Source organism: Psychrobacter sp. LV10R520-6 (assembly GCF_900182925.1).
Taxonomy (GTDB): domain Bacteria; phylum Pseudomonadota; class Gammaproteobacteria; order Pseudomonadales; family Moraxellaceae; genus Psychrobacter.
In genome coordinates this window covers 1,380,954-1,402,524 of record NZ_LT900024.1, presented here as the reverse complement: position 1 = coordinate 1,402,524, position 21,571 = coordinate 1,380,954, and the positions used below count along the sequence as shown (strand labels likewise).

Annotated in this window: 14 protein-coding genes and 1 pseudogene; 9 read left to right on the top strand and 6 right to left on the bottom strand. The window is 42.3% G+C overall.

What is annotated here, in order from left to right; genetic code table 11:
* Nucleotides 1-3: 3 nt before the first annotated feature.
* Together hrpA and U1P77_RS05835 are read left to right on the top strand one after the other, a co-directional pair.
* Entirely contained in the window at nt 4-4,239 is a 4,236-nt protein-coding gene (gene hrpA / locus U1P77_RS05840; RefSeq protein WP_321156632.1) for an ATP-dependent RNA helicase HrpA, read from the top strand.
* 232 nt (nt 4,240-4,471) lie between these two features.
* Nucleotides 4,472-5,527, top strand: coding sequence for a DUF2971 domain-containing protein (locus U1P77_RS05835; RefSeq protein ID WP_321156421.1), 1,056 nt, complete (start codon nt 4,472-4,474; stop codon nt 5,525-5,527).
* A 121-nt stretch (nt 5,528-5,648) separates the two neighbouring features.
* Here U1P77_RS05835 and benE read toward each other — a convergent pair whose 3' ends face one another.
* Nucleotides 5,649-6,845, bottom strand: coding sequence for a benzoate/H(+) symporter BenE (gene benE, locus U1P77_RS05830; protein WP_321156420.1), 1,197 nt, complete (start codon nt 6,843-6,845; stop codon nt 5,649-5,651).
* Between the two features lie 210 nt (nt 6,846-7,055).
* Here benE and U1P77_RS05825 point away from each other — a divergent pair, with 210 nt between their 5' ends.
* Together U1P77_RS05825 and U1P77_RS05820 are read left to right on the top strand one after the other, a co-directional pair.
* Nucleotides 7,056-7,655 carry a class I SAM-dependent methyltransferase gene (locus U1P77_RS05825; protein WP_321156419.1) on the top strand — a complete coding sequence of 200 codons (600 nt, stop codon included), beginning with the start codon at nt 7,056-7,058 and terminating at the stop codon, nt 7,653-7,655.
* 296 nt (nt 7,656-7,951) lie between these two features.
* Nucleotides 7,952-8,374 (top strand): tetratricopeptide repeat protein, encoded by a 423-nt coding sequence (locus U1P77_RS05820; RefSeq protein WP_321156418.1) that lies wholly within the window; start codon nt 7,952-7,954, stop codon nt 8,372-8,374.
* A 109-nt stretch (nt 8,375-8,483) separates the two neighbouring features.
* Here U1P77_RS05820 and U1P77_RS05815 read toward each other — a convergent pair whose 3' ends face one another.
* From U1P77_RS05815 to U1P77_RS05795, 5 genes and pseudogenes are all read right to left on the bottom strand, one after another.
* Nucleotides 8,484-8,885 carry a TehB family protein gene (locus tag U1P77_RS05815; protein WP_321156417.1) on the bottom strand — a complete coding sequence of 134 codons (402 nt, stop codon included), beginning with the start codon at nt 8,883-8,885 and terminating at the stop codon, nt 8,484-8,486.
* A gap of 346 nt (nt 8,886-9,231) precedes the next feature.
* The gene (locus U1P77_RS05810; protein WP_321156416.1) at nt 9,232-10,539 is read right to left on the bottom strand and encodes an arsenic transporter; all 1,308 of its coding nucleotides are present in this window, start codon (nt 10,537-10,539) and stop codon (nt 9,232-9,234) included.
* Nucleotides 10,540-10,581: 42 nt separating this feature from the next.
* The gene (gene arsH, locus U1P77_RS05805; protein ID WP_321156631.1) at nt 10,582-11,289 is read right to left on the bottom strand and encodes an arsenical resistance protein ArsH; all 708 of its coding nucleotides are present in this window, start codon (nt 11,287-11,289) and stop codon (nt 10,582-10,584) included.
* A 99-nt stretch (nt 11,290-11,388) separates the two neighbouring features.
* A pseudogene (arsC, locus tag U1P77_RS05800) lies at nt 11,389-11,721 on the bottom strand (arsenate reductase (glutaredoxin)); the annotation flags it as partial.
* Nucleotides 11,722-11,797: 76 nt separating this feature from the next.
* On the bottom strand, nt 11,798-12,148 hold the full coding sequence (locus U1P77_RS05795) for an ArsR/SmtB family transcription factor (protein ID WP_414479047.1): 351 nt from the start codon (nt 12,146-12,148) through the stop codon (nt 11,798-11,800).
* A 580-nt stretch (nt 12,149-12,728) separates the two neighbouring features.
* Between U1P77_RS05795 and U1P77_RS05790 the strand changes: the two genes are divergently transcribed.
* The 5 genes from U1P77_RS05790 (at nt 12,729) to U1P77_RS05770 (ending at nt 21,499) form a co-directional block, all read left to right on the top strand.
* Nucleotides 12,729-15,212 carry a tellurite resistance TerB family protein gene (locus U1P77_RS05790; RefSeq protein WP_321156414.1) on the top strand — a complete coding sequence of 828 codons (2,484 nt, stop codon included), beginning with the start codon at nt 12,729-12,731 and terminating at the stop codon, nt 15,210-15,212.
* A gap of 38 nt (nt 15,213-15,250) precedes the next feature.
* The gene (locus U1P77_RS05785; protein ID WP_321156413.1) at nt 15,251-16,564 is read left to right on the top strand and encodes an ATP-binding protein; all 1,314 of its coding nucleotides are present in this window, start codon (nt 15,251-15,253) and stop codon (nt 16,562-16,564) included.
* 3 nt (nt 16,565-16,567) lie between these two features.
* A complete protein-coding gene (locus U1P77_RS05780) occupies nt 16,568-18,910 on the top strand; it encodes a DEAD/DEAH box helicase (protein WP_321156412.1) in 2,343 nt (780 codons plus the stop codon).
* A 269-nt stretch (nt 18,911-19,179) separates the two neighbouring features.
* Entirely contained in the window at nt 19,180-20,766 is a 1,587-nt protein-coding gene (locus tag U1P77_RS05775) for a hypothetical protein (RefSeq protein ID WP_321156411.1), read from the top strand.
* A gap of 46 nt (nt 20,767-20,812) precedes the next feature.
* The gene (locus U1P77_RS05770) at nt 20,813-21,499 is read left to right on the top strand and encodes an IS1 family transposase (RefSeq protein ID WP_321156410.1); all 687 of its coding nucleotides are present in this window, start codon (nt 20,813-20,815) and stop codon (nt 21,497-21,499) included.
* The last annotated feature ends 72 nt before the right edge of the window (nt 21,500-21,571 follow it).

Sequence of the window (21,571 nt, the reverse complement as noted above, 5' to 3'; positions counted from 1 at the left end):
AAAATGGACACTAAAAATCAAACTGGGGATGAAACAACTGCTCAGCCTCAAATCTTAGGCAATCTACCGGTACTTGCTAAAGATGAATTCTATTTAGGCAAACTTGAACATGAGTTGAAGCGTGGTTTTTCGTCTAGAAATTCGTCGTCTAATAAAAAGTCTAATACAGATGCCAAACACGACGCTAAAAATAGCGAGGATTTAGAAAAAAAGCGTACACAGTTTGAAAAATTAAAAACCCGCTCACAGCAAGTGGTACAAGCGCGTATCGATAGCATTCCAGAAAATTTACCTGCAAGGCTAAATCTTGATTTACCAGTAAGCCAACGTGCCGAAGATTTGGTGCAAGCGATCATTGATAATCAAGTGATTATCGTGGCGGGTGAGACGGGCTCTGGTAAGACTACTCAGCTACCAAAATTAGCAATGATGGCAGGTCGCGGCATAAGAGGGCAGATTGGACATACTCAGCCGCGTAGGCTGGCGGCGCGAAGTGTGGCAAACCGCATCGCTGAAGAGTTGGGTGAACAGTTAGGAGGTACGGTCAGCTTTAAGATTCGCTTTAACGAGCAAGGCACGGCACAATCAGTGATTAAACTGATGACCGACGGTATCTTACTTGCTGAGTTGGGCCACGATCGATTTTTGAGTAAATACGATACTATCATTATCGATGAGGCGCATGAGCGCAGCTTAAATATTGACTTTATCATGGGTTATCTCAAGCAGCTACTGCCTAGGCGCCCGGACTTAAAAGTCATTATTACCTCAGCGACCCTAGATACCCAGCGTTTTAGTGAGTACTTTAGCCGCTACGACAATAAGCTAAAGCGTCGAATACCTGCGCCTATTTTTAATGTAGAAGGCCGCAACTTTCCGGTCGAGGTACGTTATCGTCCGCTCACCGATGAGCCGGTGACCAGCTCAGATGATGACAGTTACGATGATTTTGAAGAGAATCTGCCCCGTGCTGTGGTTGCAGCAGTAGACGAATGCTTTAGCGACGCGCAAAGCAAAGGTCATGCTGATCAGGCTGATATCTTGATATTTGCCGCCACCGAAGCTGAAATTCGTGAGCTCCAAGAAGTTCTTGAGCGTCATGGACCCAAGCATACCGAAGTGCTGCCATTATTTGCGCGGCAGACCTATGAAGAGCAGCAACGCATCTTCCAGCCGTCAGGTAGAGGTCGACGTATTGTCATCGCTACCAACGTTGCTGAAACCGCGCTAACAGTACCTGGTATTCGTTATATCATTGATTTGGGTTTTGCGCGGATTTCACGCTATTCTTATCGCTCACGTGTACAGCGCTTACCCATTGAGGCTATTGCCCAAGCCGCAGCCAATCAGCGTAAAGGCCGCTGTGGTCGTATTGCGCCTGGGGTTTGTATTCGCTTGTATAGCGAAGAGGACTTTAGTGGCCGTCCTGAGTTTACTGAGCCGGAGATTTTACGAACCAATTTGGCGTCAGTAATTTTACAGATGGCCAATCTGCGCTTAGGCAGTGTTGATGACTTTGATTTTATTGAGCCGCCTGATAGTCGTTTGGTTACTGATGGGCATAAATTACTTGATGAATTGGGCGCGATTACAGCCAAAAATGAAGAGACAATCAGTCAGACAAACAATAGGCCAAAACGCAAAGGTTTGGATCATCTGCGTCTTACGTCTACCGGACAAAAAATGGCACGAATGCCAATAGACCCCAGGCTGGCACGCATGCTGGTTGCCGGTAGTGACTTTGACTGTATTCGTGAAATGCTGATTGTGGTCGCAGCGCTTGCGGTTCAAGACCCACGTGAGCGTCCTGCCAATAAGCGTACGCAAGCAGATCAAAAGCACGCGGTATTCCGTCAAGATGACTCTGACTTCTTATTCTATTTGAGTCTTTGGAAAACGCTGTTTGAAAAAGATGAGGATGGCAATAAATTATCCGGCAATCAGCGTAGGCAATTTGCCAAAAAGAACTATTTAAGTTTTCCACGAGTGCGTGAATGGCATCAAACCCATCGTCAACTGGTACAAATGGTTACCGAGCTTAAGCTTAAAGATGTCAGCAGTTCAAAAGTTAGTACTAAAAACGGTGCTAAAAATGGCTCTAAAAACAACCTTGATGAGCTTGATATTAATAGTGATCCAACAGGCATTGATGATGAGGAACTAAAAGCGGTTAAATATGCCAATTTACATCGCGCATTATTGACCGGATTGTTGTCTATTATCGCCCATAAAACTGAAAATCGTGGTGAGTATTTAGCCGCACGCCAGCAAAAGGCTAAAATATTCCCAGCCAGTACCGTATTTAAGCAAATACCACCGTGGGTGATGGCGTTTGAGATGGTAGAGACCTCACAAGTCTTTATGCGTACGGTTGCCAAGATTGAGCCGGAGTGGATTATCTCAGCGGCTGGTAACTTATTAAAGTATCATTACTTTGAGCCGCATTGGTCGAAGAAGACTGGACGGGTAAAAGCCTACGCGCAGATTAGCTTATTTGGGCTAATTATCATCGCTAAACAGCTAACCAATTATGAACAAGTTAATTTGGTTGAAGCGCGCGAGATATTTATTCGAGATGGCTTAGTGACCGGTAACTTTGGTCGACAAGCGCCATTTTTACAGCACAATATGGACAAAATCGCCCATGTTGAGCGTATTGAAGATAAGCTACGTCGCCGTGATTTATTGGTCGATGAAGAAACCCTGTATCAGTTTTATGATCAAAAAATACCGGAGCATATTGCCAGTCGTAAAGCGTTTGAAGACTGGCGTGCGGAAGTTGAAAAAACCGACAATAAGCATTTATTTTTCTCTGATGATGACATTCTTAATAGCCAAGCACCCACTACCGGCGACTTCCCAGAAGTCTGGCAATTGGGTGATTTAAAGTTACCGCTGCGCTATATATTTGACCCGTCAAGCGACGAAGATGGCGTGACTATTCGTGTGCCATTAGCCGCGTTACCGCAACTGGATGCGATTGAATTGTTATGGGGCGTACCCGGTTGGCGCTTCGAGCTGGTGCTACAGCTATTGAAATCGTTACCGAAAGACATTCGCCGACAGATAGTACCGATTCCTGATACGGCAGACAGTTTATTCGATGAGCTACAGCCTGCGCAATCACAAGGGTTGTTAAAGCAACTGTGTCAAGCGCTAAATCGCCGCGGGATTATGTCGGTAACGCCCGATAATTTTAATCCGTCCACTATCGACCGTTACCTACAGCCGCAAATCTGTGTGGTCGATGATAAGAATCGCATTATTGAAAAAGGGCGTGATTTACAGACATTGCAAGTCCGTCATGCTAGCGAAACCAGTCAAGCCGTCACTGAACAGCAAGGCGTCCATAGCAGCTTCCCTGAGCATTTTAAGTTTAGCAAGAACCATCATAGCGCTGGCGTAGTCATGAAGCAGTTCGCCGCTTTGGTTACTGATGAGGCAGGCGAGGCGGTCTCTATTCACCAATATACTGATGTAACCGCCGCTTTGCAGGCGCACCGTATTGGCGTGCTGACGCTAATGAAAGGGCAGCTGGGCGCGAAGAAAAAACAGCTGACCAGTCAGATAGATAAAATTTTCAAACTGGCCTTTGCACCGCTTGGTGATATGGAGAAGCTAAAAACCATTGTTATTGATGCCGCGCTAGATGCGGCGCTTGAGGAGCACTATATCTTGTTTGATCATAGTGAAGACCTGCCTGAGAGCGCTGGTGATATCGCTGTAGGTCTGAGCGAGGAGCTACCCTTCACATTAGAAGAGTATCAGCAAACATCAGAAGTAGTGGTTAGTAACTTCCTACTAACCGGACAGACGGTGATTAAGACACTTAAAAATGTCTACACCCGCTGGCAGCGTATTCGCCAAGGACTACTAATGCTTGATCGGGAAATCTTTGGTGAGTCTATCGACGATATGGAAGACCAATTAGAAGACTTACATTTGGCTAATTTTGTCTACCGAATGGATTATAGCCATTGGCAGCAGTATCCGCGTTATTTAGAAGCACTGGAGATTCGCCTTGAACGCCTCGAGCATAATATAGAAGCGGACCTTGATGGCGTCTATGCACTAGATTTACATATGGAGCGACTGTCAGGGCGTGCCAATGCTGAGTCTATCAGCGAATATCGCTGGCTAGTCGAGGAATATCGTATTCAACTATTCGCTCAGCCGATGAAAACTCGCATGGCGGTATCACCGAAACGTCTAAGTAAGATGTGGGATAAGGTGAGCTAGGGTGGGATTTTTTGTAGGGTGGGTTAGCGAATGCATGACCCGCCAATTCTAAAGTGATTAAAGTCGTAATAAGGGTAGCTATTCCCGCTATACGCTTGTATCTGACGTGCCACAGATCGCATTGTCTGCGTCAGGATACCGCTACTATCGAGGCTAAATCGTACCCCTATCAATAACGATTGTGACCGTGAATTAGTGTTAGGAACTATCATTAAATTTTAATAGGATTTTTATGTTAGTAAAGTACTTAGGAACTTCTTATAGTAATAAACACGAAAAATGGCTACCACGTTATGAGTTTTTAGAAAATGGTTTTTTTCGGATGACTCAGCCTAAATTTTTAAACGATAAAAGTGAAGCTAAGTTCTACCCTTACTTTGATGAATACTCTCCTGCTGACATGGCTAATGCTAGAAAACGTTTTTATATTTCTAATATTAATCCAGAACCTCATGAGCCATCGGATGAACACCTGATTAATTTTTATCTAAAACCAGCAGGCAGAAGGTATAGTGTTGAGGAATTCCCAACTCTTTTAGGTTTTACTGAGTATGATTCAGTAGAAAAATACAATGAAGCACAGAGAAAAAATTTAGTTGAAAATATTGAGGATTTTAACAACTTTATAATAGAAGCTCTAAGTTGCCAATTTGGTGTGTTTTCACTTTCTAAAAGCACTAAAAATAAGTTGATGTGGACTCACTATGCAAACAATGGTGAAGGTTTAGTTGTATGCTTTGATAAGGAACATCCATTTTTTAAAAAGTCTGAGCTTCAAGATGTAAGTTATAACAAAGAAGATAGAGCTTCTATTAGCTATGTTCAAGGAACAATCAGAATAAATGGAGAGAGCTCTAATCACTTTAAATTACCTGAAGATTTAAACGTCACAAGTTTGTTCAAACGACTAGCACCTCGAAAACAAGAGTTTGAGCAACTTGCAAAACGATTGTTTTATACGAAATTTGATGATTGGGGTTATGAGAAAGAGATGCGAATAGTTATGCCTTTAGAATATTGTGAAGACCGGACAGGCTCGATAGCTAATCCAACTTTTGATATTAATATGCCTGAAGAACTAAGGCGTACTTTTCCTGATTATAATGAAATATTCCTCAAAAAAATTTCTTTCGATGCAATGGAGTCTATAATCTTTGGATATTCTACAGACAGTATATCAATAGACAAAATAGTTGAAATAGCTAAGAAAAATCCAGAACTAAAGCACTTAAAATTCAAGAAAGCAAAAATTGATGTTTTCGGAGAAGTTGAAATTAATAATCTATAGTTATAGTAAAAGCAGGATGTGTGCCACGCATCATTAATAAAGCGTTAGAATTAGAAAAATAAGCTACAAATACGTAATCTCTTAATTATCAGAACAATCATAAACTGAGCTTTGCGTCTAGCTACACAGAAACATCTGCCACACGCTTCTTAGTCAACACATAATGCGCAATCATACCAATACAAATACCCCAAAATACTGAACTGAGCCCCAAAAAATGCATGCCAGAAGCCGTGGCTAAAAAGGTAATCAACGCCGATTCTCTTTGACTATCATCCTTCATCGCAGCGGTAATATTGGCAGAGATGGCACCGATTAATGCGAGCCCTGCTAAGGCTGCGATTAGCTCTTTGGGTAGTAAGCTAAATACGGTCACGATGCTACCCGCAAATAAGCCCCCTAATAAGTAAAAAATACCATTGGCTATTCCTGCGATGTAGCGTTTTTCTTTGAGCTCGTGCGCGTCTTTTCCCGTACACAATGCGGCGGTAATAGCCCCTAATATAACCGTAATCCCGCCAACACAAGCGACGGCTAACGAGGCAATACTGGAGACCGTAATAATAGGTTTGGCAGGAATATCGTAACCACTCAACCTCAAAATAGCCATACCGGGTAAGAGTTGTCCGGTTAAACTCACTAAGATAAGCGGAATGGCTAGGTTCAACGTTGAGTTCCATGACCATTCTGGCCAGATGAGTGTGGGTATGGTTATCGAAAAGTTGATATCGACAGGGTTCATCTTGCCAAATACCACACTCAATATAACGCCACAGAGTAATACCCAGATCATCGTATACCGCGGCGACCAGCGCTTCGCTAATAAATAACAAGCCAGCATACTGAAGACGATAAACGGCATGGTATCAGTGGCGACAAATAACTCTAAGCCGAACTGAAACAGGATACCGGCCATCATCCCAGCCGCAATGCCAGGAGGGATCAACTTTAGAATTTTATCAAGATAGCCTGTGGCGCCAATGATAAAGATAACCAAGGCTGAGATAATATAAGCAGCAACCGCCTCATTAATACTCATCTGTGGAAATAGTGTTATTAATAGGGCCGTCCCTGGGGCAGACCAACCCATGACCACAGGAGTCTTATATTTGATGGACAAATAAATACTAGGTATAGCTGCCCCGATAGAAATACCCCAAATCCAAGACGCCATCATGGCATCTGAAACTTGCGCGGCTTGTGCCGCTTGAAAGAAAATAATCAGCGGGCCAGAATAAGCGATGAGTACCGCTAAAAAACCAGCAATAGACGCTGAAATTGACCAATCTTCTTTAAGAGTTTGTATCAGAGTGGCCATGTTGCATCCTTGCAAATCATTGATATTTAGTAACTTAGAAGCCAGCATTATTGGGACAGGAGCTAACGTGGGTTATGCTTTCGCTTCATCCACGCTACGATACTAACTTGCATAGAACACACATTTTACCATCAGCGCAGACAATAGCACTGATTAGATAGTAGAATAAGACTGAATATCAAGCAACAGAAGCCATAGAAGGAGAATAAAATGTGGGATCAGCGCTATAATGAGGCAGGTTTTGCCTACGGCACAGAAGCTAATGACTTTTTAAAAGAGGAGTTTCACAAAATCCCAGCAGGCGGGCGTGTACTGTGTTTAGCTGAGGGCGAGGGAAGGAATGCGGTATTCTTAGCTCAAAACGGCTATCAGGTCACTGCAATGGATCTTTCTGAAGTTGGTTTAAACAAAGCGCTAAAACTAGCCAGTGATAAAGGTGTGGAAATCTCGACTCAGGTTGCAGATTTGGCCGATTATAAATTAGGTGATGCGCAATGGGATGGTATTGTTTCTATTTGGGCGCATATGCCTGAAGCAATACAGCAGCGCGTTCATGCACAGGTTGCACCGGCGTTAAAGCCGGGCGGTGTGTTTATTCTCGAAGCTTATACTTATCAGCAGACTACCATGGAAGGAGTCGGTGGGCCGCCTGCCACCCAAAAAGACAGATTCGTATCATCAGAAGATTTGCAGAGTGAGCTTGCAAAGCTTGAGGAAGTTACAGGTATTGAAAAACAACGTACTATTTCAGAAGGAACGCGCCATCAAGGTCTCAGCGCAGTTGTGCAATTTGTCGGTTATAAAAAGTAAGCGTAGCGTAGATAGCACGTTATAATCGATCCAATTTAAAAACGACACAACGTTACTGGAATGAGTTTTTTGCAGCCTCTGTCACGTGTGCGAACAGCACGCCAGAAAAATTTATACCAGTCGCATGTTGAGATGAACGACTCTCTTTTATTTTGAACTGGCTATAGCAAAAGCCACGTTTATCTGGAAAAACTTAAACGAGTTAACCTAAAATTTTTATTGCCCAATTAATAAGTAGATCCATTTATTAATTCATTTGTTGTTATTTTATTAGTAGTAGAAAAAAGGAATGAGTAATGGTTAATACCAAAATATATAAGTCAGTCTATATCTTAGCTGAAGAGCTATTAGAGGCTAATAATAGACATAATCAAGAGGCTTTCGATGCGCTTTATATAGATTTGCAAACTATATGTACCGATAACGAAAATACTGATAAAGACCATCCCGTACAATGGGAGACACTGGCTGACTTTACCGAGGAATTAGACGAGGCGCTGGTTATCTACCAAAAGGCTTTAGAAAAAGCGATTAAGATTAATTCAAAAGATTTTATGTCCTCGATAGCCTTTTCTATGGCGGTATTACAAGTTGAGTTGGGTCAAACTGACGCTGCTATCATCAACCTGCAAAACGCAAAAATCAGCTCGAACAAAATTGAAGATAAAGAACTTAAGAATGAAATACATGACCTACTTGTTGAGCTAACAGCCGAGTAAAAAGTATTCATGTGCGAATTTAAGTATACTAAAACTTATTAACAAGCCAAAAAAATAAGGTGCTGATTCTCAAGAGTCAACGCCTTAAAAATATGCATATATTGAGTAGTTATTCCTCAGCTGGTTTATCATTGTCTGATTTATCAAATAAGGCTTCAATCGGTTTACTGTGAATCTTAGAGCTATTGAACATCGATTTATTACCGGTATCTCCTTCAGTCCAGAAGTTAATGTTGAATTGGGCGTCATCAGTTAATTCTACCCGATGCCAATATTCAGGTGGGCTGACGGCAAATTGTCCCGCTTGGATTACTATGGTTTTCTCAGGTTCGGTGGCCGCTTCATTGGCAAATCCGTAGAAAGTGACAGTGCCTTGCATGACGCAAATTTGGCCGTAAACGCCTTCAGCGGTGTTGTGATGGTTTAATAAAGCGTCAGGGACTTTATCCTTAGTAAAAAAATGAGTAGAACGTTTTATTTTCCAATGGCTTGGGATAACTAAATGGCTCATGGTAACTCCTCGATTAATGGGTTCTTCTGATAGAGTTTTATCTTGAACTAACCATTTAACATTTTAGCGCAGAAGTCCCCTACCTCTAAGGTAGTGGGTAGTTCATCTTAACAGTATAGACCTGAGAATGGCACTTGTTAACGTTATTTATATGAATGATTCTCATTTATGTATTATAGCTTAAACACTAAGGTAACAGCCTCTTTTATTTTGAACTGACTGTAGAAGATTATATGGCATTTCTACCATAGAACGTGAGGTATTGATTGCGATCAATTTAGATAATAAGTCGATTGGTCAGCAGCTAGCAGAAAATCATATCTTACTCAAACGCTTGATAACCGATTTATCCGTTTATGACAGGTAACCAAAATACTAAGGCCAAAAGGGTTGCTAATAATACGGGTGGGGTAATGATTAGTCCAATTTTCATATACTGACCCCAGCTGATTTTGTAGTCTTTTTCTGCGAGTACATGTAACCATAATAAGGTCGCTAGACTGCCAATAGGCGTGAATTTTGGCCCTAAATCGTTTCCAATGACATTGGCATAAATCATCAGCTCGCGCGTCGCTGCGGGTACTTGTGCATGGTCAATGGCGAGTGCACCGATGAGGGTTGATGGCATATTGTTCATGACTGAGGCTACGATAGCAGAGAGAAATCCAGTTCCTAATGTGGCAACCACATCGCCTTGTTGCCCTAGCCAGTTGAGTATTTGCGCGCCGTATGCGGTTAGTCCCGCATTTCCCAAACCATAAACAACCAAGTACATGCCTATTGAAAACAATACGATTTGCCAAGGGGCTTTACGCAGGACATCTGGCACAGAAACAATGGCACCTCGACCACCTTGCCAAAAGCGTCCTGCAATCGCCATAAGCAATAACGCCGCTGTTCCGGTCACCAATGAAATAGGGATACCTAATGACTCAGTCGCAAAATAAGCAACAAGCAATAACGCCAAGAGCGGAAATGCGGCGCGGAAAACCAAAGGATCTTTGATAGCAGATTGTGGTGAAATGAGGTCAGCGGTTGAATAGTGTTTTGGAATACTGCGAGCATAAACGACCCACAACACCAGTAAAGTCGCTATCACAGATACAATATTCACCGGCACCATGACCGAAGCATAGCGTCCGAAACCTATATCGAAATAATTGGCACTAACAATATTGACCAGATTAGAGGTGACTAACGGTAGACTGGCGGTATCTGCAATAAAACCAGTGGCAATGATAAATGCTAAGGCTGATTTTGGTGGAAAATCAAGACGCAGCAGAATAGCGATAACAATAGGCGTTAGCAGTAGCGCTGCACCATCATTGGCAAAAAAAGCCGCAATGAACGCCCCTAAAATCACTATCATGGGAAACAGTCGCCGACCTTGACCCTTGCCCCATTTCGCGACATGGAGGGCCGACCAGCCAAAAAACCCAGCGTCATCCAATATCAGTGAGATGATGATAAGCGCCACAAAGGTGAAGGTCGCATCCCATACAATATTCCATACGATAGCAATATCTGACCAATGAACCACGCCAAACAGTAAGGCGATTAAAGCCCCACCAATCGCACTCCATCCAATACCAAGCCCCTTAGGCTGCCAAATGACTAAGGTCAAGGTGACGATAAAAATCGCTAGTGCTAACATGAAGTCGCCTTAATAAAACAATGACGTTGCAGAGATTAAACGTTAGATAGGTTTTTGGTTGACGCGCTGTGATACTTCTTCAGCGTTTTCCACTCGTTCTGAATAGCGATCGGTGAGATACGCTGAGCACCCTCGAGTCATCCACGTGAATTTAACCAACTCTTCACACACATCGACAATGCGAGTGTACAGTGGCGACATTTTCATGCGATCATCATCATCGAATTCCAAAAAGGCTTTGGGGATAGAGGATTGATTGGGTATGGTAATCATGCGCATCCAACGTCCCAGAATACGTAGCTGATTGACCGTGTTAAAGCTCTGACTGCCACCGCTGACTTGCATCACGGCAAGCGTCTTACCTTGGGTGGGACGCACGCCTCCTAGCGATAGTGGAATCCAGTCAATCTGCGCTTTCATGATACTGGTGATACTACCGTGGCGCTCGGGACTTACCCATAGCATGCCTTCTGACCACGCTGCCAGCTCACGTAATTCTTGCACCTTAGGATGATCGGTATCGGTACTATCAGGTAATGGTAGGCCGGCAGGATCAAAGGTACGAACCTCACAACCATACCAACGTAGTAGACGGCTCGCCTCTTGGGCGGCCAGTTTAGAAAATGAGCGCTCACGAAGGGAACCGTATAACACCAATATTTTTGGAGGATGTCTAGGGTCGTTTGAGCCAATTAAGGAATCAATGTCGATTGAGTGCATATTCTCTGGATCGATATTGGATAAGTCAATCAAATCGATAGATGCATGTAGGGCATTGTCTTTATCAGATTGGATGACTTCTCCCTCTTCTTTCGTAAAAGTAGCCACTGGATTATTCAATAATTCAAAAACCCGCTCTGAAGGTCGGCATAAGGCAGCGCCTTTATCTGTGACGACAATAGGACGATTGATTAAGATAGGGTGCGCAACCATAGCATCAATGAGCTGATCATCAGATAACGCTGGATTGTCTAAGCCCAGATCCTCATAAGGTGTGCCTTTACGACGTAGCAGATCTCGTGGTGCAATACTCATTAACGTCAGTAGCTCGATCAGATACTCACGAGTGGGCGGTGTTTTGAGATATTCAACCACATTGGGCTGTTCACCGGAAGCTCTTAGTATGGCCAAAGTATTACGAGAAGTACCGCAGTTGGGATTGTGAAAAATGAGTGATGTCATAGTGACCTTAGGTATTATTATTATTGATGTTATTGTTAGGGTGTTTAGTGGTCTGATTCTTGGCTAGATTAGCAATTCAGTTGTTGGATTTATTGATACCACAGCCACTTAAACGGTCTATAAGAGAGGAACACAATTCCGGATGCCCAGCACAGCAGTCTTGTAATAAAAACTGAACGACTGCTTCCATATGCGACAATGAAGCGCGATAGATAATCTGACGACTTTGGCGTTGCGAGAGGACCCATCCAGCTCGCGATAACACTGCTAGATGAGCGGACATCGTATTATGAGGTACAGACAGTTGACGGGCAATTTCACCGGCAGGCAGCCCATCAGGCTCATGACTGACCAGCAGTCTAAATGCCTTTAACCGAGTGTCTTGAGATAGCGCAGCGAAGCTGGCGATTGCATTAGTCATTTCCATATGTCCAATAATACAGACATTTTAAAATAAATCAAGATTATTCTAAAAGTAGCTTCAAGCTATTGGGCAATTTTAGCTTCGGTATTTGTATTAGATGTCACAAGTTTGCTGACTTCGGTTGCTCTGAGGAAGATTTCTGTGTTTCATGAGAGTGTTAAAATAATTATTTAATGGTGATTCACTAGAAGTGAGACAGTTTTATTTGATTCATCGATCTGGTACAACTACCTAGCCTTTAATATACTTCAAGCGGTTCAGTGCTAAACCTTACGAACACCATAACGGCGTTTACTATCTTGTCATATGCGTATGATTTCATTGACTTGTTTTAGTTATTTATTTTCACGCTCAAGTTCTTTAATGCGCTGTCTCTGTTTTAAAGTGTGCCGACTATAACTATAATTGGCTACCTATTGTAAATAGATAAGACTCTAAATAAATTAATTGCAAATAAACAGACTAGATGCCTTACGTTTGTTGCTAAAATGATCACTCTTTCACTAATAACCAATTAATAGTTATCAACTTAGTGTTGCCATTTTTTTGATTTGCAATCAATTTAGTATGGGTCTCATATTTAATGAAAAATTTTATTGTAGATGTGCTTGCTCTTTTCAAAAAAAAGTATGAGCCTCAAAGTTATAAAACAGGGCACACTAAATCCATAAGCTTGCCGCCTGATATAAAGCCGTCTGCCCGCAATGACGAGCCCGTGGTCAGTCCGAAAGTGGCCAATCCCAACAACTTTGCCAGTCCGAATACCCAAAGTAGCCAAAGTCATCAACATAGCCAAAATAAGACCAGAAAACAGAATCATAATAATAATGATGATGATAGTGTGGATGAGCTAGCAACCTTTATCATATCCTCTAATAAACCCACCTATAAGGCTGCTGCATCGACTCAAAAATTAGGGCTCTGGGTTACAGAGCATGAAGCTCTTACGATCAATAAGCGTCAAATAGCGCGCGGGTTTTATTACGCAGGCGTGCACCTCGAGGCGTTAACGGGTTATATTACTGAGCCCTCGTTGGTAGATGAAGGCCTGCTAGTTAGTCCGCCAAAAGTCATACACAGTATCTCACAAATTCATAGTGATGAGTCGCTTGGCTACTGGCCAAGTTATGCGCGCTTGTCATCAGCATGTCGCGGCGCTTATCTAGATTGGTTGGCATCAGACCGCGCGCATCTCAACACGCCTATCGGCTATGTGTTTATCTATTTTGGCGGGTTTGAGCGTAGAATTATTGAAAATATTAATAATATTAATAATGATACCGTTTCTGACGACGAGTTTATCGCTCTCTATAATGAGATATTACGGCTGCATAATGTTTATGGTAAGCAATCCTCCTTTAACAACTATTCAGTTCGTTTTTTAGAGTTTATGTCCCTTATCCGCTCACCATTGTTTGAAGATAAGAAAAGAGCCGCGCAGCTTTTACCGCCACCAGCTAGCAGCCAAAATCTAAGATTTAAGATGCATTTAGCAAAAACAGTCGCGTTAAAATCAGCTATTCCTGCGACTTTAGCTTGGGAGTGGTTGGTATTTTCTGATAAATATAACTTTAAAACGCCGGCCAAGCGCTGTGAAGACTCATTTAAAGCCTTATTCGATATTATCTATCAGCAAACCTATCCTAATGGCTTTATTGTTGCTCCTAATAAAACCAAATTGAAGATCAGCTATCATGCGGCCAGTCGCTCAATCGTCAGTATCGAGCTCACTATGGATGATTTGCCAGACCCCAGCGGTCTAAAAGCGCCTGTCAAAAAGCTGATAGCGATTGCAGAACAATGCAACTATACTTTGGATGCCTATAGTCGCTATTTGGGTAAAGAAGGCCACTCTGAAGGCGATATAGCCGCCATTATGCTACTGCCACCAGCGCTTATTCAGCAGCAAGCGCATCAAGAAAAATATGCAGTGATACACGAATTTCAAACTTGGGCTGAGTCTGTTATCCAAAATGACGAAGGGCTGACGACGACGAAAGAGTTATGGGCACATTTAGACGAGCCGCTACCGCAATCCTCAACTAAATCACTGACTAAAAAGCATAATGAGCTTATCGTAAATTTAGCGGAGTTAGCAGGGTTTGGTATTGTCCCAGACCAACGTTATCATGAGACCAGTCTTAAGCTAGATGGTCATGTGGTGTTATTTGATAGAGGTCATGGACAATATTTTCAACCGAGTGCGTCGTTTTATCAAGTCAGTTTGGCGCTGAGATTGGGGGCTATGGTGGCGACCATTAACGGTTGTGTTGATAAAAGAGAAGTAGAGACGCTGCTGACAATTATCGATCGAGATACTCAGCTTACCACCATTGAACAAGTATCACTCACGGCTTATCTGCTATGGCGACTAAACACCCCGTCCAATATGGCAGGTCTAAAGGCAAAGCTGGCAACGCTTGATGACCCGCATATTGGCTTTATCAGTCGCTTCATTATCTTGGTTGCTTTGGCTAATGGTAATGTCGAACTCGGTCAAATCAAACAAATTGAAAAGTTATATCAGGCTTTAGGACTTGATAAAACGTCAGCGGTTAGCGACATCCATCATTTGACCACCGCTAAAAAGGTAGCCACAACGTTGAGTGATGCGGCACAGCAGAAGAGTGCCAATGACAATAGCCATAATAATAAGTCATTTAGTTTTGATGCAGAATTATTGGCCTCGTATGAAAGCGAAACAGGCGATGCTAAAGCAATGCTGGCCAGTATCTTTGCGGCAGATAATGACGATATAGGAACGGACAGTGATTCACTACCCAATGAACAAGTAGATAACCATACTGACGTTAATGCCGCTAATGAGTCCGTTACCAAAGGTTTAGATAGTATTCATAGCAGGCTTTATCAGCAGTTAATTAGCAAAGAAGTATGGCCGCGAGCAGAAATTGAAGCCCTATGTGAGTCACTAAACCTGATGATAAATGGCGCTATCGAAACTATTAACGATTGGGCGTATGATAATGTCGATGCGCCGGTATTCGAAGATAATGATGAGGTAGTGATTGATTTTGAGATTGTCGAAGAGTTAAAAACATTGGATTAAATATAAAAACCAATTCTAAAAACTAGCAAGGATAAACAATGGCCAGTAAAAAAATCAGAGCAAAAGAGCGTGACGCTATTATTCAGTCATTGAAGGCAGGGGTCACTCCCAAGGTCGGTATCCAGCATATCCAAGTCGGGCGCATCAATGAGCTTAAAGCGTTAATAAGTGATATTGAACGCGTTGCTGATGGCGGCTCAGCATTTCGACTTATTATTGGTGAATATGGTTCAGGCAAGACCTTTTTTCTGAGTGTGGTAAGGGCGATTGCTCTTGAGCGAAAGCTGGTCACTGTTAATGCTGATTTATCGCCTGATAGGCGTATCCAAGCATCGTCTGGACAAGCAAGGAATTTATATTCTGAGCTTATGCGTAATTTATCTACTCGTAATAAACCGGATGGTAATGGGTTAGCCAGTGTGGTCGAACGCTTTATTACCGAAGCCCGCAAACAAGCGGATAGTACGGGTGAGGCTATTAGCGATATCATCCAACACAAGCTAGCCGAGTTGACGGAGTTGGTTGGTGGTTATGATTTTGCTAAGGTTATCGAAGCCTATTGGCAGGGACACGAAGACGGTGATGATGAGTTAAAAGTGAATGCCATTCGTTGGCTGCGAGCAGAGTACTCGACTAAGACTGATGCCAGACGGGACTTGGGCGTGCGTACTATTATATCTGACGCCTCCTTTTATGATGCCCTCAAATTGATGAGCTTATTTGTAAGGCAAGCAGGCTATCAAGGGCTGCTGGTCAATCTTGATGAGATGGTTAACTTATATAAGCTCAATAGTACCCAAGCACGCCAAGCCAATTACGAGCAAATTTTGCGTATCTTAAATGACTGCCTGCAAGGTACCGCTGAGCATCTAGGGTTTTTATTAGGGGGCACGCCCGAATTCTTACTTGACCCGCGTAAAGGGTTATATAGCTATGATGCCTTACAAACGCGTTTAGCAGACAATAGCTTTGCCAAGCAAGCAGGGGTGATTGACTACTCGTCACCAGCATTACATTTGGCTAGCCTCACGCCAGAAGAGCTATACATTTTGCTTAAAAACCTGCGTCACGTCTATGCAGGCGGTGATGAATCTGAATATCTAGTACCTGAGGAATCGCTACAAGCCTTTTTACAGCATTGTAGTCAAACGATTGGCGATGCTTATTTTAGAACGCCTCGTAACACCATTAAAGCGTTTTTGGATATGTTAGCTGTCATTGACCAAAACCCAGATATTTCATGGGATCAGCTCATTAACTCAGTATCTATTGACCCTGAAATGCCATCCGATATGGACATTGGTATGAATGGTATGGATGAAGAAGACGGACTTGCCGATTTTAAGCTATAAGCCGTGGGCGACCCTAACAAAGTAGATGAGAAATTACCCTTGAGAGATGCCCACCTTCAGCTAGATAGTCGCATTCAACGTTGGATATTTAATCAAGGTTGGCATGGATTACGCGAGGTACAAGCCAAAGCAATTGCCCCCATTTTATCTGGGCAAACCGACGTGCTTATCAGCGCGGCAACGGCTGCTGGCAAGACGGAAGCGTTCTTTTTGCCAGCGTGTAGCGTCCTTGTTACAACAGATTCTGAGCAGAATATCGACCATCGTGAGAGAGAAAGTGAAGGAGTAGGGATTCTCTATATCAGCCCGTTAAAAGCACTAATCAATGATCAATATCGCAGGCTAGAGAGCTTAGAAAAATTACTAGATATGCAAGTAACACCTTGGCATGGTGACAGCCCGCGCAGTAAAAAACAGCAACAAAAAAAGTCGCCATCAGGCATTATTCTGATTACCCCTGAGTCACTTGAATCCTTATTAGTTCGAGATGCAGGCTGGGTAAAGCAAGCTTTTGGCAGCTTAAAATATATCGTTATTGATGAGTTTCATGCGTTCTTAGGTAGCGAGCGCGGTCAGCACTTATTGTCATTATTAACGCGCCTTGAGCACCTCACTGAACGTTTGGACTCACCTATTCCACGGGTCGCATTAAGCGCGACGTTAGGTGATTTAGAAAGCGTACCGCAATCATTGCGGCCTAATCAGTCATTCCCTTGCGTCATCATTGAAGAAGATGAGGCGAAAGCCAGTATTAAGGTACAAGTAAAGGGCTATGTGCAGCCAAGTAAGTTGGCGTTTGAAGCAGACTCTAAAAACATTGATGTTGAAAACCCTGATTCTAAAAATATGGGTATTGAGCACCCTTATACTGCTGAGGCGCAAGTTTGTGCTGATTTATACCGGTTTTGCCGAGGTGGAAGTCATCTGGTTTTTGCCAATAGTCGTCAGCGCACAGAGATGATAGCTACAGAGCTTAGTGATTTGTGTGAGTATAATATTGTTCCTAATGAATTCTTCCCTCATCATGGCTCATTGTCAAAAGAGCTTAGAGAAAGCTTAGAAAAACGACTGCAAAAAGAAGCACTTCCGACCACTGCTATATGCACCATGACTTTAGAGCTGGGGATTGATATTGGTAAGGTTGATACGGTTGTACAAGTGACGGCACCGCATTCTGTTGCCAGCTTGCGGCAGCGGCTTGGGCGTTCAGGCAGACGTGGCGATTCAGCGGTACTAAGAATGCTTATCACCGAAAAAGAAATCGATAAAGATACCAGTCTCACTGACAAGCTACGTCTTAAGTTAATTCAGTCACTGGCGATGATACGACTGCTGATTATCAGTAAGTGGTTTGAGCCTGCCGATACCTCGCTGTATCATTTCTCAACGCTATTGCATCAAGTGCTGGCGACTATCGGTCAATGGGGCGGTATTCGTGCTGACCAGCTCTATATGCTGCTATGTAAACAAGGACCGTTTCAGCAAATACAACCGGTGCACTTTAAGTCGCTGCTTACCCAGATGGGGCAGATGCAATTGCTTACCCAGCTTGGTAATCAGCAATTGGTATTAGGGATTATTGGTGAACGCATTGTCGGTCATTATACTTTTTACGCTGTTTTTAAAACCCTAGAAGAATATCGTATCGTGACGGGTAACAGAACGCTTGGCACTTTACCTGTCGAAACCATGCTAATACCTGAGCAATATATTATTTTTAGCGGTAGACGCTGGCAAGTCAAAAATATCGACATGGATAAAAAGGTGGTCGATGTAATCTCCGTCAAAGGTGGTGGCAAGCCTCCCACTTTTGGCGGCGATGGCATGTCGATACATGACCGAGTCCGTCAAGAGATGTATGAGATATTAAGCAATGGCGATTACCGTATTCAAGTGGGTAACCATCACGTAGATTTTGCTGATGAGACGGCAAGGCAACTGTTCTCAGAAAGTATCGATACTTTTAGAAGGTACGATTTAAACAACCAGCCAGTTATAGACCAAGACGGCAATAGCTATATATTTATGTGGCGTGGCGATAAGGTTGTGAACACCTTAGTAGCATTACTGATACGACATGACTTCATCGTTGAGGTTTATGCAGGTGTCATTCGCGTGAATGAAGTTGATTCGATTCAAATCCATCAGTTTTTACAAAAGCTTGCCACTCAGCCACTGCCATCTGCTACCGAGCTGGCCGAAACCGTACCTAATAAACTGGTTGAGAAGTTTGATGAATACTTACCTGAGGACTTGCTTACTATTGGCTACGGGGCACAAGCGTTTGATATTGGTGACTTGAAAGAGTGGTTGAAGGGCTTCAAAAAAACAGACTTAGAATTATGATGTGCATTTGATGGTAAGTTTGTTTAGGTACCCGTCTTCAATAAAATATACTCCTATGAAACTAGAGTCTTATATAGAAATATAATGACGACTCGTCAAGCACGTTCTATAAACGCATAACTAAGCTGAGAGTGGGTTGTCTTTCTGCTTGTTTTAAAAGCATTGCATGTTTTCTATAAATGGCGGGCTATAGTGTTTATGGAATGAGTGCTTGAATTGAAAGTTTTTGCAATTTATAAGACATCGTAGGTAATTAAAAAGTGAAAGCCATGAATTTAAAACAAAAACAACTTAGCAATCCATTCTCTACAGGTAGTGGTGGTGCAAGTTTCGAGAATGCCATTCAAGCAAAGTTTGTCACTTTAATGCTAACAGGTGGCTACGCCCCCTGCTTACCGTCTTGGCCAATTAAAGAAATTAAATTACAAGGTAAAATCGCAGGATACAACACAGATGATGTAATTATTACAATAGAGAATCCAAGTAATGGTAATGATAACAGAAGACTTTTAGGTCAAATAAAGCATTCAATTAACATTACTGAAAACAATAGTATATTTGAAGAAGTGATTCAATCTGCATGGGCTGACTTTAATGATAAAGATGTTTTTAGTAAAGGGAAAGATGTCATTGCGTTGATTACTGGACCTATTAGTAAAACAAACATTGATAGTGTCAACTTTATTCTAGAACAAGCGCGTCATACACGGGATTTTGCTGAATTTTCTAGACAAATTGATCGAGCAAAATTTAGCTCTAATAATGCAAGAAGTAAACGAGATGCTTTTAGATCCCAACTCAAAAAAGCACATGGTAGTGATATATCTGACAATGATTTTTTTGAATTTTTAAAACATTTTCATTTGCTAGGTTATGATTTAGATAAGAAAGGGAGTGTCGTTTCCTCACTCATGCAATCGCACATTGCTCAATTTGACAAGCAATCACCTCATGAAATTTGGTGCAAAATAATTGCTGAAGTTCAACAGTTTAATCAAAATGCAGGCACTATTACATTAGAGAATTTGTCTGAAGATATTAAGAAACACTTTGAAACACCAAAATTGGCATATCTTCCTGAACATCTAGCATCAATTGCTAACCTTCCGCAGTTACCAGCTCAGTCCACTAACTGGAGCAATCATAAATCAGCCGAGCAACTAGCTTTTGCAAATCTGGTTGGTAGTTGGAATGAAAAAAATGAAGCCGATAAACAAGCCGTATCTATTATTGTGGGTGAAGACTACGATACTTGGATAGCGGAGTTAAGAAACACGCTAGCTATTCATGACACTCCTTTCTCATACAAAAATGGACTGTGGCTTATAAAAGATCGCAAAAAGCTTTGGTCTGACTTAGGAGCAAGGATTTTTGACGATCATTTAGAACGGTTTATGCAGGTTGTTCTTGATATATTACAAATTGATGATCCATCATTTGACCTACCAAAAGATGAACGTTATATGGCTAGCATCTATGATAAATTTTTACCTCATTCCCATAGTTTACGTCAGGGCGTTGCGGAAACCTTAGCCCTTTTAGGTAATAAATCTGACTCACTTTCTAACTGCTCAGACGGCAAAGCTGAACACATTGCAAATACTACAGTGCATAGTTTATTTCAAGCAAGTGATTGGCTACGATGGGGAAGTCTTGATAGTTTATTGCCAACATTAGCAGAAGCTAGCCCAATATTTTTCTTACAAGCAGTAGAAGCAGCCATTGATACAAATCCATCACCATTTGTTGCATTATTTCATCAAGAAACCACAGCTACTTTTGGGCAAAATTATTTAACAGGGCTTTTATGGGCGCTTGAAAATATCGGGTGGTGTATCAAAAAGTATGCTGAGTAAATAAAGGAGGGGTGCCAGCCAAAGCAAAGATGCTATATTTGAGGTTATGAAGACACAAATAGAGATTAATTGCCCCGACTGCCACAGTCCTAGTCTAAAGAAAAACGGTATAAAAAGCTATGGTAAGCAAAACTACCAATGCAAAGACTGTAAACGTCAATTCATTGGCGACCACGCCATTACCTATCAGGGTTGCCACTCTAAAATAGAGCATAAGATACGACTGATGATAGTACGAGGCTGTAGTGTTAGAGACATTGCCACTATCACCTCTGTCAGCATTGGCAAGATACTAAGCACCATAGGCTCATCGATCTATAAGACCTCACCAAAGCAGCATTACTACTCGCGTTTAGAAGTTGATGAGTTCTGGACATACGTACGTTGCAAGAAGCAGAAGGTATGGTTAATCTACGCCTATGACCGTGATACTGGTGAGATTGTTGCCCATGTTTTAGCCACGGCTAAAAAGCTTCGAGCTCGTCTTAAGAAACTTAAGGTGAGCTATGGTTCAATCAGCATGGACAACTGGGATAGCTTTAAAACTGCCTTCAAGGCAGACCCTAAGCAGATTGGTAAAAGATATACTGTTGGCATAGAAGGTAATAATTGCCGTTTAAGACACCGATTGAGGCGAGCAGTTAGAAAGACTTGTGCTTTTTCTAAGAAACTCGACAATCACTTTAAGACGTTCAATATGGTGTTCTTTTATATCAACTATGGCTTCGTCTAATGCCAGCATACTTTTTGAAACACCACCGATTTTCGAATGCATATAAGGAATATCTGCTGGCACCTCAATCGG